This window comes from Methylocystis sp. ATCC 49242 (genome assembly GCF_000188155.2).
In the GTDB taxonomy this organism is placed as follows: Bacteria; Pseudomonadota; Alphaproteobacteria; order Rhizobiales; family Beijerinckiaceae; genus Methylocystis.
Window position 1 is genome coordinate 1,145,071 of record NZ_KE124774.1, and the last position, 14,180, is coordinate 1,159,250.

Annotated in this window: 12 protein-coding genes; 9 read left to right on the plus strand and 3 right to left on the minus strand. The window is 64.6% G+C overall.

Annotation, left to right across the window (positions count from 1 at the left end):
* Positions 1 to 6: 6 nt before the first annotated feature.
* From MET49242_RS07570 to ung, 3 genes are read left to right on the plus strand one after another with little or no spacing between them, the layout of a single operon-like run.
* Positions 7 to 1,242, plus strand: coding sequence for a hypothetical protein (locus MET49242_RS07570; RefSeq protein WP_036281946.1), 1,236 nt, complete (start codon positions 7 to 9; stop codon positions 1,240 to 1,242).
* A gap of 43 nt (positions 1,243 to 1,285) precedes the next feature.
* The gene (gene tolB, locus MET49242_RS07575; RefSeq protein ID WP_036281949.1) at positions 1,286 to 2,593 is read left to right on the plus strand and encodes a Tol-Pal system beta propeller repeat protein TolB; all 1,308 of its coding nucleotides are present in this window, start codon (positions 1,286 to 1,288) and stop codon (positions 2,591 to 2,593) included.
* 36 nt (positions 2,594 to 2,629) lie between these two features.
* Positions 2,630 to 3,298, plus strand: coding sequence for a uracil-DNA glycosylase (gene ung, locus MET49242_RS07580; protein WP_036281950.1), 669 nt, complete (start codon positions 2,630 to 2,632; stop codon positions 3,296 to 3,298).
* Positions 3,299 to 3,332: 34 nt separating this feature from the next.
* Here ung and MET49242_RS07585 read toward each other — a convergent pair whose 3' ends face one another.
* Complete coding sequence (locus tag MET49242_RS07585; RefSeq protein WP_036281951.1) at positions 3,333 to 3,980, minus strand: glutathione S-transferase family protein; 648 nt, start codon at positions 3,978 to 3,980, stop codon at positions 3,333 to 3,335.
* Between the two features lie 15 nt (positions 3,981 to 3,995).
* Positions 3,996 to 5,105, minus strand: a complete 1,110-nt coding sequence (locus tag MET49242_RS07590; RefSeq protein ID WP_036281952.1) for a calcium:proton antiporter — start codon at positions 5,103 to 5,105, stop codon at positions 3,996 to 3,998.
* A gap of 122 nt (positions 5,106 to 5,227) precedes the next feature.
* On the opposite strand from MET49242_RS07590, the gene uvrC reads away from it, so the two are divergent.
* From uvrC to MET49242_RS07620, 6 genes are all read left to right on the plus strand, one after another.
* A complete protein-coding gene (uvrC, locus tag MET49242_RS07595) occupies positions 5,228 to 7,216 on the plus strand; it encodes an excinuclease ABC subunit UvrC (RefSeq protein ID WP_036281954.1) in 1,989 nt (662 codons plus the stop codon).
* Between the two features lie 89 nt (positions 7,217 to 7,305).
* Positions 7,306 to 7,614 carry a hypothetical protein gene (locus MET49242_RS07600; protein ID WP_036281957.1) on the plus strand — a complete coding sequence of 103 codons (309 nt, stop codon included), beginning with the start codon at positions 7,306 to 7,308 and terminating at the stop codon, positions 7,612 to 7,614.
* Between the two features lie 155 nt (positions 7,615 to 7,769).
* Entirely contained in the window at positions 7,770 to 8,615 is an 846-nt protein-coding gene (locus tag MET49242_RS07605; protein ID WP_036281959.1) for a YihY/virulence factor BrkB family protein, read from the plus strand.
* Positions 8,616 to 8,729: 114 nt separating this feature from the next.
* Positions 8,730 to 11,222: a DNA translocase FtsK gene (locus tag MET49242_RS07610; protein ID WP_051134070.1), complete on the plus strand. Its 2,493-nt coding sequence runs from the start codon at positions 8,730 to 8,732 to the stop codon at positions 11,220 to 11,222.
* Between the two features lie 49 nt (positions 11,223 to 11,271).
* Positions 11,272 to 12,192: a sodium:calcium antiporter gene (locus MET49242_RS07615; protein ID WP_036281962.1), complete on the plus strand. Its 921-nt coding sequence runs from the start codon at positions 11,272 to 11,274 to the stop codon at positions 12,190 to 12,192.
* 74 nt (positions 12,193 to 12,266) lie between these two features.
* Positions 12,267 to 13,040, plus strand: a complete 774-nt coding sequence (locus tag MET49242_RS07620; RefSeq protein ID WP_036281965.1) for an outer-membrane lipoprotein carrier protein LolA — start codon at positions 12,267 to 12,269, stop codon at positions 13,038 to 13,040.
* A gap of 86 nt (positions 13,041 to 13,126) precedes the next feature.
* On the opposite strand, the gene MET49242_RS07625 is transcribed toward MET49242_RS07620, so the two are convergent.
* Positions 13,127 to 14,161, minus strand: a complete 1,035-nt coding sequence (locus tag MET49242_RS07625; protein WP_036287295.1) for an aspartate-semialdehyde dehydrogenase — start codon at positions 14,159 to 14,161, stop codon at positions 13,127 to 13,129.
* Positions 14,162 to 14,180: the final 19 nt, after the last annotated feature.

A 14,180-nucleotide genomic window follows, 5' to 3' on the forward strand; every position in this document is an offset into this window, starting at 1 on the left:
GCGAAAGTGAGAGTTTCGCGCTCGGAACCGGGTTTCGTTGTTTCATCGGTCGTCCATGCGGGACTGCTGACAGCGGCGCTTGTCCTGTTCTCGGACGCGAAGAAATTCGAAGACGCGCAGGAGATGATCCCCGTCGAGGTCGTCACCGACAGCCAGCTCAATCAGGTCACAAAGGGCGAGAAGGCGGCGCGCGAGACCAAACCCGGTCCGCGCGTCGACAAGGTCGCGCCGGTGAGCCAGACAAAGCCGCGCCCGCCTCAGGCCGAGGCGAAGAAGGACGTTCCCGCCCCGCCACCGCCCCTGCGCCGGCAGGCTGACTCCGGCGTGGACGACAAGCCGGAGCCGACGCCGCCCAAACGCATCGCAGCGCTGCCCCCGGCGCCGGAGCCGCCCGTGCGGCCTCAGCCGGAGAAGAAGATCGAGAAGCCTGTCGAGCCGAAGCCGGTGGAGGCCAAGCCCGCCCCCACGCCCCCGGCGAAGCCGAAGGCCGTCGCGCCGGAGGAAAAGGACGAGCCGAAGGAGGCCGAGGTCGTGAAGCCGAAGCCGCCGACGCGGCCCAAGCCCGAGAAGGAAGCCAAAGAAACGCCGGCGCCCAGGCCGCCGGAAAAGCCGAAGACCGAGCCCAGGACGGAGCCGAAGACGGAGGCGAAGACCGAGCCGCGCCTGAAGACCGACGAGGTCGCGAAACTTCTCGAAAGCAAGAAGCACGAGGAGAAGCCGGCAAAGGCGGAGAATCCGGACGGCGAGGCGTCCGACAAAAAGGCGAAGGGCGCGAAGCCGAAATCAGGAGACGAGGCCGCGCCGAAATCGAAGTTCGACGCGTCGAGCATCGCAAACCTCCTGAGCCGCGAGGCGCCGCAACGGACCGCCTCCACCGGCAAGGAAGTGCGCACCGCTTCGCTCGGCGCGCCGGAAGGCGCCGCGCAAAAGCTGTCCGCGTCCATGGAGGCGCGCATCGCGTCCTATATCCACGACCATTATCACCCCTGCTGGGCGTCGGCGCTCTCGCTGGGCGGCGAGACCTATGCGCCGGTCGTCGAATTTCACCTGTCGCGCGACGGCGCTCTGGAGGGCCGCCCGCGACTGATGAACGCGTCATCCAGCCCGACCGAGAAAGCGCGCGGCGAACAGGCGTTGCAGGCCGTGCGCCGTTGCAGTCCGATGAAGATACCCGCGGAATTCATGCCCTATTACGAAGAAGCGCTGCATGAAGTGACGATCCGTTTCCAGGATTCGAACTGACCGTGCGCCTCGCATTCCACTCACGCTCAAAGAGACAGTTCGCATGACACGCCTCATCACCCGTCGCGCCGCCGCAGGACTCATCGCCGGCGCAGCGATGGCGCCCTTCACGCCAGCGAGCGCCGGCCGCATCATCGAACTGAAGGGCGGTGGCTTCCAGCCGATCAACGTCGCTGTCGCGCCCTTCATCGGCGACGAGGCGGCGCGCACGATCACTTCGGTGACGATGAACAATTTCAAGCGCTCGGTGTTTCTGAAGCCGATCGACGGAGCGACGGTCGGCGAGGACGGTTCGCCCGACCAGACGCCCAATCTCGACGCCTACAAGGCCATAAACGCGCAATTCGTTCTGACCGGCCGCTCGCAGCGCACTGGCGACGGACGGCTCAAGACCGAGTTCCGCCTCTTCGACGTCACCACCGGCGAGCAGGTCGCGGGGCAGCAATATGTGACTGAATCCGCGAACATGCGCCGCGTCGCGCATCTTCTGTCGGACGCCGTGTTCACGCGCGTCACCGGCGAGAAGGGTTTTTTCGACACGCGCGTCGTGTTCGTGGACGAGTCGGGCTCCAAGGACAAGCGCCGCAAGCGGCTCGCCATGATGGATCAGGACGGCGCCAATGTCCGCTATCTGACCCGCGGCGACGACCTCGTCGTCACGCCGCGCTTTTCGCCCTCGTCGCTCGATGTGACCTATATGGCCTTCAACAGCGACGGCGAGCCGAAAGTGCTGCTGATGAACATCGAGAGCAGCCAGCGCGAGGTCGTCGGCAACTTCCCCGGCATGACCTTCTCGCCGCGTTTCTCGCCCGACGGCCAGAAAATCATAATGTCGCTGTCTCAGGGCTCCTCGACAAATCTCTATACGATGGATCTGCGGTCACGCACGACGACGCGCCTCACCGACACGAGCGCGATCGACACGGCGCCTTCCTTTTCGCCGGACGGCTCGCGGATCGCCTTCGAAAGCGACCGCGGCGGCTCGCAGCAGATTTACGTGATGGGCGCGCATGGCGGCGAGGCCAAACGCATCTCCTTCGGCGGCGGACGCTATTCGACGCCGGTGTGGTCGCCCAAGGGAGACTACATCGCCTTCACCAAGCAGAACGGCGGCAACTTCTCCATCGGCGTGATGAAGACGGACGGCTCCGGCGAACGCATCCTGACCGAGGGCTTCCACAATGAAGGCCCCACATGGGCGCCGAACGGCCTGTTCCTGATGTTCTTCCGCGAAAGCGGCGGCGCCGGCGGGCCGAAAATCTACATGGTGGACGTGTTCGGCCGCACCGAGTTGCAGGTGCCGACGCCGGGTTACGCGAGCGATCCCGCGTGGGGGCCGTTGCAGGACTGACGCGCGGCAGGCGCCGGGCGTGCTAAACACTTCGCCATGAACAAGCCCGTCCGCATCGACGAAAGCTGGAAGAAGCATCTCGCGAGCGAATTCGAGAAGCCCTATTTCGCGGAGCTTCGCGAATTCGTGCGCGGAGAATACGCCTCCGGCGCGGTTTATCCGCCGGCGGCGCAGATCTTCCGCGCCTTTGACGAATGCCCCTTCGACAGCGTGAAGGTCGTCATCCTGGGGCAGGACCCCTATCACGGACCGGGTCAGGCGAACGGCCTATGTTTCGCAGTTCATTCGAATGTTCCGCCGCCGCCATCGCTGCAGAACATCTTCAAGGAAATCGAGGCCGATCTCGGCCATCCCGTCTCGCGCGATCCCGACCTTTCGCGCTGGGCGAGGCAGGGCGTGCTGCTGCTCAACGCGACACTCACGGTGCGCGCGGCGCAGGCGGGTTCGCATCAGAACAAGGGTTGGGAGCAATTCACCGACGCCGCCGTGCATACGCTGTCCCGCGAGCGCGACGGCCTTGTCTTCATGCTTTGGGGTTCTTACGCGCGGCGCAAGGGCGCCGGCATCGACCGAAAGAAACATCTCGTGCTGGAATGCGCGCATCCCTCGCCGTTATCGGCGCATAACGGCTTCTTCGGCTGCAAGCACTTCTCCCGAGCGAATGATTACCTCGCCGCGCAGGGGAAGACGCCGATCGAGTGGTGACAGCCTCTCCCCGCCTGCGGGGAGAGGCGGCGCGTCACGCGTTTGCGCTAGCCGCGGCGGCCTCGTGGATTTTCAGCAATTGCGCATCCGTCTGGGCCACGTCCTTGACCGACGGACGCGATCCCACGCGCTCGATGTAAGCGGCAATCTTGGGCGTCGCCGGCACGAGGCCGAAGCCGGTCGTCCAGCGCAGCGCCGTTCCCCACAGAATGTCGGCGGCGGAGAAGCGCTCGCCAAGCAGATATGGCCCCGAGGCAAGCTGCTTGTTGATCAGCGCCATCACGCCGTCGAAATCCCCATAGGGGCTCATGCTCTGTGGCGGTTCGTGCTTCAGATGGCGATCGATGACCGCGGGCTCGAAGGCCGAGCCGTAAAACACGAGCCAGCGCAGGTAGGGTCCGCGCAGGGGATCGCCAATGGGCGGCGCGAGCTTTTTCTGTGGAAAAGCGTCGGCGAGGTAGATGAAGATCGCGCCAAGCTCCGTAACCAGCGCTCCATTGTGAACGATGGCGGGAACCTTGCCGAGCGGATTGACCGCCAGATACTCGGGCTTCCGCTGCGCGCCGATCCTGAAATTGATGTCGCGCAGCTCATAGGGCGCGTCGAGTTCTTCGAGCAGGATCAGCACGCTCGACGAGCGCGTTTGCGGGGAGTGATAGAAGACGAGATCGGAGTCGCTCATTTTTCGGCGTGTTCCTCAGGGCACGATCAACAGGAATGCGTATGTCGCAAAGACGACGAGATGTACGAGGCCGGTCAGCACATTCGTGCGTCCCGCGCCGAAGCTGACGATGCTGAGCATGAGAGTGAGCATCAGCATCACGGAGTCGCGCTTTTCCAGCCCGAACACGATGTCGTGACCTTTAATAGCGGCCAGCACCGAAATGGCCGGCACGGTCAGCCCGATGGTTGCGACGACTGAGCCAAGTGCTCCGTTGAGCGCCGTCTGCAGCGCGTTGCGCGCCGCAGCGCGGATCGAATTCAGCGATTCGGGAAGCAAAACCAGCGTCGCGAGCGCAGCGCCGGCCACGGCGTTGCTGTTCTTCACGCCGAGGAATGCAAGTCCGTCTTCCATGGCGGGCACAACCTGCTCCGCCAGAATGGTGACGCCGAGAAGGCTGGCGCACAGGCCCAGCATCGCCATGCTCGTGCTGCGAACCGACGGCCGCGACTCCCGATGCCCCAGCGCCGCCGTCCTTGCGTCCAGAAAATAGGAACGGTGTCGAACGGTCTGGATGAACAGGAACGCGCCATAAAGCACCACGGAAAGGGTGCTGATGAAATAGAGCTGGCTGTGGGTCAGCGTCGGCCCCGACGAGCTGATCGTATAATCCGGCAGTATCAGCGTGAGGACGGAAAGGGCGATGAGGACGGCGAGATAGGCGCTCGCGCCCATCTGCTGCAGTTCCTGCTCGCCATGACGGAATCCGCCCAGCAGCAGGCAGAGCCCGACCAGCCCGTTGCAGACAATCATGATGGCGGAAAACACCGCCTCGCGCGCTTCCGTCGGGTCGTCGGCGCCATGCTCGATCATCGAGGCCATGATCGCGACTTCGATGATCGTGACGGCTATGGTCAGCACGAGCGTGCCGTACGGCTCGCCCACCCGCACCCCGACGACCTCCGCATGTTCGAGCGTGGCGAACACCGAGCCGATGACCAGAATCGCGGCGACGACATAGGGCGCATACATCAGGCCCGGAGGGATAAGCAGAAGCCAGTCCTCGCCAAAGGAGAAGACGGCCGCCGTCAGCAGGGCGAGCGCGGGAAAAACCGTCGCCCCAAGACTGCCCCTCGTTCCCGACATGAAGCCCCTGCTCCCCAGAATTCCGCCGCCGGCGGCATTTCCCGACGGCGAATCGGCTGTTGGCCAACACCACGGGAACGCACCCCTTTCCATTACCGAAAGCGGCGCATAAATCTAGGCGCATGACTCCCCCGCCCGCTCAGCAAAGCGATCGTCCGCCAGAGGAAGATGACGCCTTCGAGACGACCGACGCCGCCTGCGCCGCGTTGGACGAGGCGCGCCCGGAGGAGGATGCGCCGCAGACGCCCGAGAGCGTCAAGCGCGGCGTGGCCGTCATCAAGAAATACTGGAAGCACGCGCCGAACAGCCCCGGCGTCTACCGCATGATCGCCGAGAACGGCGAGGTGCTTTATGTCGGCAAGGCCAAGAACGTCCGCAAGCGCGTAGCGAGCTACACGCGCCTCGCCGGCCATGTGAACCGCATCGCGCGGATGATCTCCGCCACCGCCTCCATGATGTTCATCTCGGTCGAGACCGAGACGGACGCGCTGCTGCTGGAGGCCAATCTCATCAAGCAGCTGAAGCCGCGCTTCAACGTGCTGATGCGGGACGACAAGTCGTTTCCCTATATCCTCATCGCGAAGGACCATGAGGCGCCGCAGATCACCAAGCATCGCGGCGCGCGCGTTCGCAAGGGCCAGTATTTCGGCCCGTTCGCAAGCGTCTGGGCGGTCAATCGCGCGCTCAACGCCCTGGAGCGCGCCTTTCTGCTGCGCTCATGCTCGCAGAGCTTTTACGACAATCGTACGAGGCCCTGCCTGCTCTATCAGATCAAGCGCTGCGCCGGTCCCTGCACGGGCGAGATCTCCATCGAGGATTACAAGGAGCTGGTTCGCGAGGCCTGCGATTTTCTCTCCGGCAAGAGCCGAAGCGTGCGCGAGCACCTCGCGCGCGAAATGACGGACGCCGCCGAACGTCTGGAGTTCGAACGCGCGGCGCGGCTGCGCGACCGCATTTCCGCGCTTTCGGCCGTGCAGGGCGCGCAAGGCGTCAATCCGCGCACGATCGAAGAGGCCGACGTCTTCGCAATCGCCAAGGACGCGGGACGTTTCTGCATCGAGGCGTTTTTCTTTCGCGCCTTTCAGAACTGGGGCAACCGCTCCTATTTCCCGCGCGCCGACGCGAGTCTGACGGAAGCGGAAGTGCTCGACGCGTTCCTTGCGCAATTCTACGACGAACATCCCTCGGCGCCGCTTGTTCTGATCTCTCATGCAATCGAGGACAGCGCGCTTCTGGAGGAGGCGCTGACCGCGAAGACGCGCCGCCGCGTCGAGGTGATCGCGCCGCAACGCGGCGAAAAGCGTGAACTCGTGGATCATGCGCTCACCAACGCCCGTCAGGCGCTCGGCCGCAAGCTTGCGGAGGACGCAAGCCAGCAGCGCCTGCTTGCCGCGATTGGCCAGGTCTTCCGTCTGCCCGAGACGCCGCGCCGCATCGAAGTCTACGACAACTCGCATACGGGCGGCGCACAGGCGATCGGCGCGATGGTGGTCGCGGGGCCGAGCGGCTTCATGAAGGCGCATTACCGCACCTTCAACATCAGGAATTCGGAGATAACGCCCGGCGACGACTATGCGATGATGCGCGAAGTGCTCACGCGCCGCTTCGCCCGCCTCTCGAAAGAGACGGAGAAGGACAGCGATCCGGACGCCTTTCCATCGAAGCCCGATCTCGTGCTGATCGACGGCGGCCGCGGACAGTTCGAGGCCGCGCGCGCGGCGATGCTGGAGGTTGGCGTGGAGGGCGTGGCGCTCGCCTCGATCGCCAAAGGCCGCGATCGCGACGCGGGACGCGAGACATTCTTCGTCGAGGGGCGCGAACCCTTCCGGCTGCCACCCCATGATCCCGCGCTCTATTTCGTGCAGCGCCTGCGCGACGAGGCGCATCGTTTCGCCATCGGCACGCATCGCGCGCGGCGCAAGAAAGAGTTCACGAAGAACCCGCTGGATGAAATTCCCGGGATAGGGCCGTCACGCAAGCGGGCATTGCTTCTGGCGTTCGGCTCCGCAAAGGGCGTCTCGCGCGCGGCTCTCTCGGATCTCGAAAAGACGCCGGGAATCAACAAGGCGACGGCGCGGCTCGTATTCGATCATTTTCAGCGGGGGGATTGAGCGGCGCCCGCCGCGCTGGCGCGCCATCGCCTCGCTGTCGATGAAACACAGCTTTTTCTTCAGCCGTGTAACCCGGAGGAATATGCTCGATGTGGCGCAAGCTCAAAAGCTTCTTCTCGGCCTCGAAAACCCTGAACACCATGCTTGGCGATGTGATTTTTCAAACGCCAGCGTCCGAGGGCGCGGGATCGAATTCGTCGCTCGAATGGCGGGTGAAAACATCAGCAGATGAAAAATATGTTTATGTCGGCATGGAGATGATGCCGGATTATTGGATCAGAGCGGGAGGAAGCTCGAAGAACTACATCAATTTCGATCTGGAAACCGCAATACGGGTTCGTGAAAATCTGGACAGATGCATCGAATTCGCTCGCAAGCGCTCAGGAAGCCGCGCATAGCCACTCAACGGCGCCGGTCCGACCAATATCCCACTATAGCTATAACGGACATCCCGATCGCCGGGAAATGTCGCCGTCTACAATCAAGCTGCGTCCCGACGAAGACCGCGCGCTCTATGGCGGAGTTTGCCCGCGCCATTTAAAGTAATCTTCGCATGTTCTTGCTTCGCCCCTTCTACGACGCCTATCTCAAATTCGAGCGCGACGACGGCTGGGCCATCGCCAGCCACATCGCGCTGTCGACGCTCACCGCGCTCTTTCCCTTCCTCATCTTCATCACCGCGCTCGCCGGCTTCTTCGGAAGACAGGAAGTCGCCGACGCGGCGGCGAAGATCATCTTCGAAGCATGGCCGCCGCGGATCGCCGGGCCGCTTTCGGCCGAGGTCCAGAGCGTGCTGACCGAGCCGCGCCACGGCATGGCGACCATCGGCGCCGTGCTGGGCATTTATTTCGCGTCGAGCGGGGTCGAGGCGCTGCGCGTCGCGCTCAACCGCGCCTATGACGCGCGCGACCAGCGGCCCTGGTGGTGGCTGCGGCTGGAGGCAATTGTCTTCGTCTTCATCGGCGCCGCGTCCTTGCTCGCCATCGGCTTTCTGCTGGTGCTGGCGCCCCTCGCCCGCGCCATCGCCACGCAACATGCGCCGGCGCTTATGCATGAGCTCGAGCCGCTCTACGCGCCCGTGCGCTATGGCGTCACGACCGCCGTCGTCAGCGTCGCGCTGCTCGCGGCACATGTCTTCCTGCCGGCGGGACAGCGGCCGCTCGCGAGGATCGTTCCCGGCTTCGCCCTGACGCTCCTCGCCTCGCTCGCCTGCGGCGCCCTTTTCGGCGCCTATCTGGCGGAATTCGCCGGCAGCTATGTCTCGACTTACGCCGGACTCGCCTCGATCATGATGGCGCTCGTCTTTCTCTATTCGCTGGCGGTGATTTTCATTTATGGCGCGGAGTTGAACCAGGTTATCGCGTCGAACGGCGACACACCCGGACAAAGCCAGGGTTAATCGGCCCTTAACCGAGGTTTTTTACGCTCGCGACAATTATCGGCGCGCCATCGGCGGCGCGCCCGGACGCGCCGGACATCCGGCGCCTCCCGAGACCGGCGGGCTTTTTCTCACATGCGCAGCCACACCATGGGTCATTTCTCGGAGCAGCTTCGCGAATTCGCGGCGCGACGGACGGCGGAGATTCTGGGCGCGTCGATGGTGCTGGCCGCGGGCGCGACGACGCTGGCGCTGGTGAGCTGGTCGGCCCGCGACCCTTCGCTCAATCATGCGACGGGCGGACATGTCCGCAATCTTCTGGGTCTTCCGGGCGCCGTCGTCGCCGATCTCCTCATGCAGCTCGTCGGCTTCGGAGCCATCGCCGCAATCCTGCCGCTCGCCATGCAGGGAATGCGCCTGATGAAGCGCCGCCGGATCGAACGGGGCGCGCTGCGATTCGGCCTTTGGGTTTCGGGCGTTTTCGCCACGGCGGCGACCGCCTCGCTTCTTCCCGCCACCGACCGCTGGCCGCTGCCGACCGGACTCGGCGGCGTGACCGGCGACGCCATCCTCGCCATTCCGCGCACGATCTTCGCCGGCTCCGGGGTCGTCATGGCGGCCTTCGGCGTCATGTCCGCCTTCGTCGCCATCCTGTCGGTCAGCGGCGCGGCGGGACTGGGCTTCGAGACGGAGAACGACATCCGCGAAGAGTCTTTCGAGGACGAGGAGGTTCGGCATGGATATGACGACGAGGACGCCGCCGGGGAGCCCGGCGTCGCGCTGATTTCGCTCGGCGCGCTGATACATCTCGGACTGTTTCTAAGGGCCTGGGCGTCGCGGCAGCTCGCGAGGATTCCGCGCCGCCTCCCGACGCCCGCGAAGGAGGCGCCGGCCGCGCATCCCCGCATGGAGCCGACATTCGACCAGATGGACGCCTATCCGGCCTTTACACCGGCGGCGCGCAATCTGGACGAACATTATGACGAGCGCCCCGTCTCCGCGCGCGTCAGCCCGCCGCCTGCGAAGCGCGCGCCTACCGTCACGCGCCAGCCAGCGCGCGCGCCCGCGCGGAGCATCAACGGCGCCTATGAGGAGCCGCCGGTGGAGCTGCTCGCAGAGCCGAAGAAACCGGCCGGCGGCGTGAAGATTTCCGAGGACGCGCTGGAGCAGAACGCGCGCCTTCTCGAAGGCGTGCTGGACGATTTCTCGGTGCGCGGCGAAATCATCAACGTCCGTCCCGGCCCGGTCGTCACGCTTTACGAGCTCGAACCCGCTCCCGGCATCAAATCCTCCCGCGTCATCGGCCTCGCCGACGACATCGCCCGCTCCATGTCGGCAATCTCGGCGCGCGTCGCCGTGGTGCCCGGCCGCAACGCGATCGGCATCGAACTGCCCAACCAGCGGCGCGAGATGGTCTATCTGCGCGAGCTGATCGCCAGCGAGGATTTCACCCAGTCGAAGCACAAGCTCGCCATCGCGCTCGGCAAGACCATCGGCGGCGAGCCGGTGATCGTCGATCTCGCGCGCATGCCGCATCTGCTCGTCGCCGGCACCACCGGATCGGGCAAGTCGGTCGCGATCAACACCATGATCCTGTCGCTGCTCTACCGGCTGAAGCCGGAGGAGTGCCGCCTTATCATGGTGGACCCGAAGATGCTGGAGCTTTCCGTCTACGACAATATCCCCCATCTCCTCACGCCCGTCGTCACCGATCCCAAGAAGGCGGTGGTCGCGCTAAAATGGGCGGTGCGCGAGATGGAGGACCGCTACAAGAAGATGTCGAAGGTCGGCGTCCGCAACATCGACGGCTACAACGCCCGCGTCGCCGAGGCGCAGGCCAGGGGCGAGACCATCACCCGCACCGTGCAGACCGGCTTCGACCGCGAAACGGGCGAAGCCATCTTCGAGCATGAGGAGATGGACCTCTCCGCCCTGCCCTATATCGTCGTCATCGTCGACGAGATGGCGGACCTCATGCTCGTCGCCGGCAAGGACATCGAGGGCGCGATCCAGCGCCTTGCGCAGATGGCCCGCGCCGCCGGAATCCATCTCATCATGGCGACGCAGCGCCCCTCGGTCGACGTCATTACCGGCACGATCAAGGCGAACTTCCCGACCCGCATCTCCTTCCAGGTGACATCGAAGATCGACAGCCGCACCATTCTCGGCGAACAGGGCGCCGAGCAACTGCTCGGCCAGGGCGACATGCTCTACATGGCCGGCGGCGGCCGCATCTCGCGCGTGCATGGCCCCTTCGTCTCCGACGCCGAAGTCGAGCATGTCGTCGCGCATCTCAAGGCGCAGGGCGCGCCGCAATATCTCGACGCCATCACCTCCGAGGACGAGCCCGGCGAGGACGGCGGCGAGGCGCCCATGCCCGGCTCGATGGACGCGGAGGAAGGCGGCGACCTCTACGATCGCGCCGTCGCCATCGTGCTGCGCGACAAGAAATGTTCGACGAGCTACATCCAGCGCCGCCTGTCGGTCGGCTACAACAAAGCCGCATCGCTCGTGGAGCGCATGGAGCAGGAAGGCGTCGTCTCCGCGCCAAATCATGCGGGCAAGCGCGAGATTCTGGTCGGCGGCGGGATCGACCGCGGGGCGTTCGACATAGAGGCGGCGGAGTGAAGGTCCGCCCAAGCTTGACTTGCGCAGTTGGCGCTCGATCCTATGCCATATGCTTGCAGAGCTTCATCTTCTCGCCCTCGCGGCCGGCGTCGTCTGCGCGTTTTTCGGCGGCGATCTTTTCCTTCGAGGCACGCTGGGACTGGCGCACTCGTGGGGAATCATTTCCCGAACGGTCACCGGCGCCATAGCGGGCCTCGCGACGTCGAGTCCCGAAATCTCCATCGCCTTTACCGCGGGCGTCGCGGGAGAGCCTGAAATTGCGCTCGGGAACAATCTCGGCGGCAATATCGTCAATCTCGCGCTCGTTCTCGGCGTCGTCCTGTCGTTCTCGCCGGTCGCGGTCAATCCGCAGTCGCTGAAAACCAGCTATCTCTTCGCCCTCATCCAGCCGCTGGCGCTGGCGGCGATGCTCGCGGACGGGACGCTGTCGCGGCTGGACGCGGCCCTGCTCATTTCGATGTTCGCCGCCTGGCTCTATTTCTCCATGCGCGGCGCCTTCGAGGAGCCCGAGGAGGAAGGAGCCCTGACGCGCCGGACCGCATTCCTCGACGCGGTCGGAGGTCTCGCCCTGCTCGTTGCCGCCGGCCAGCTGATCGTTTATGGCGCGTCACATCTGGCGCGTGACCTCGGCTTCAGCGATTTCGTCGTCGGCGCGACGGTCGTAGCGCTCGGCACGGCGACCCCGGAACTCGCGACGTTCCTCGTGTCCCGTCTGCGCCGTCACGATCAGGTCGGCGTCGGCATGATTCTCGGCAGCACGATCGTCAGCGGCTATCTGGTGATCGGAATTGCGGGCGCCGTTTCGCCGATTCGCGTCACGCTCGCCGAGGCCGCTCCCGCTCTGGCGGCGGCGGTCGTTGCAACGCTTCTCACGTCGCCGCCGGCCGACGGCCTGATTCCGCGCTGGCGCGGATTCGCTCTGCTCGCCGTCTACGTCGCCTATGTCGGCGCCCTCGCGACGGCGGGATAGCGTTCGGTCCCGCCCCCAAATTCGCCAACATATGCTAAGAAAACGGCGTAGCCACCCGGAACTGGATTCGCGCCTTGAAGCAATTGCCCCTCGCCGCCCTCGTCCTCGCACTCTCCCTCGCCGCGCCAGCTCTCGCGGAGGACGCGACGAAGCCTCCCGCGCCGACCGGCGAAGCGAAACCCGCCGAAGCCAAGCCTGCAGAGACCAAGCCGGCGGATACCAAGCCCGCCAAGGGCAAGAAGGGGGCGAAATCCGCTCCCGCGGCCAAGAACGGAGAGCCGGTGCAGCTCACGAACCCCGCGGCGCCCGCCGAGCCGGCGAAGCCCCTCAATCGCGAGGAGGCGATCAAGCGCGCCAACGCCTTTTTCAACACCTCGCCCGTGATGACCGCCGACTTCGTGCAGATCGGCGCCGACGGCAAGCGCTCGGAGGGCAAGCTCCATGTGCAGCGCGCCGGCCGCGTGCGCTTCGAATACGCCCAGCCCGCGACCATGGAGGTCGTCGCCGACGGCGCGCAGGTTGCCGTGCGCGACCGGAAACTCGGCACGCAGGACCTCTATTTCATCACCCAGACTCCGCTCAAATTCCTGATGAAGGACAAGATCGACCTCGAGAAGGACGTCACCGTTCAAGACGTCACCTTCGACGACTCGGGCGTGACGATCTTCATCGAGGACAAGGCGACCTTCGGCGGCACGTCCCATCTGCGCCTGATCTTCGACCCCAAGACCTTCAAGCTGAAGCAATGGCAGGTGAAGGACCCGCAGGGCTATGAGACGCTGATCTCCCTCTTCAACATCGACCAGACGAAGACGCCTGATCCGGGATTGTTCAAGATCAGCAAATAATCAACGACGGAATATGAGCGTATAGACGCAAAAAGAGCGACCCGGTCTCTTGCCGGGTCGCTTTTGTCTGCGCAAAAAGCTCTTGCTTACGCCGCCTTCTGCTTCGGCGTGAGCAGCTTGCGGTTCATCAGCACTTCCGCGATCTGGATCGCGTTCAGCGCTGCGCCCTTGCGCAGATTGTCGCTGACGCACCAGAGCACGAGGCCATTGTCCACCGTCGGGTCTTCACGAATGCGCGAGATATAGGTCGCGTCCTCGCCCGCAGCCTCATGGGGCGTGATGTAGCCGCCGGGTTCGCGCTTGTCGATGACCAGAACGCCCGGCGCCTCGCGCAATATGTCGCGCGCTTCGTCCGCCGAGATCGGGTTTTCGAATTCGATGTTCACCGCCTCCGAGTGCGAGATGAACACCGGCACGCGCACGCAGGTCGCGACGAGCTTGATCTTCGGGTCGAGGATCTTCTTCGTCTCCGCGACCATCTTCCACTCTTCCTTGGTGAAGCCGTCCTCCATGAAGACGTCGATCTGCGGAATGAGATTGAAGGCGATGCGCTTGGGGAATTTCTTCGCCTCAACCGGGTCGGAGACGAAGATCGACCGGGTCTGCGCAAAGAGCTCGTCCATCGCCTCCTTGCCGGCGCCGGAGACGGACTGATAGGTCGAGACGACGACCCGCTTGATCTTCGCCGCGTCATGCAGCGGCTTCAGCGCCACGACGAGTTGCGCGGTGGAGCAGTTCGGATTGGCGATGATGTTCTTCTTGCTGAAACCCGCAGCCGCGTCGGCATTCACTTCCGGCACAATGAGCGGCACGTCCGGGTCCATGCGCCAGGCCGACGAGTTGTCGATCACGACGCAGCCCTGAGCGCCGATCTTCGGCGACCATTCCTTCGACACCGCGCCGCCCGCGGACATCAGGCAGATGTCCGTATCGGAAAAGTCGTAGGTGTCGAGATGCTTGCACTTGAGCGTCTTGTCGCCGAAGGACACTTCCGCGCCGATCGAGCGCGAGGAGGCGAGCGGCACGACTTCCGACACCGGAACGCGGCGCTCGGCCAGAATATCGAGCATCTCGCGGCCCACGTTGCCCGTGGCGCCGACGACGGCGACTTTATACGCCATATTCATAACTCCAGCCGGC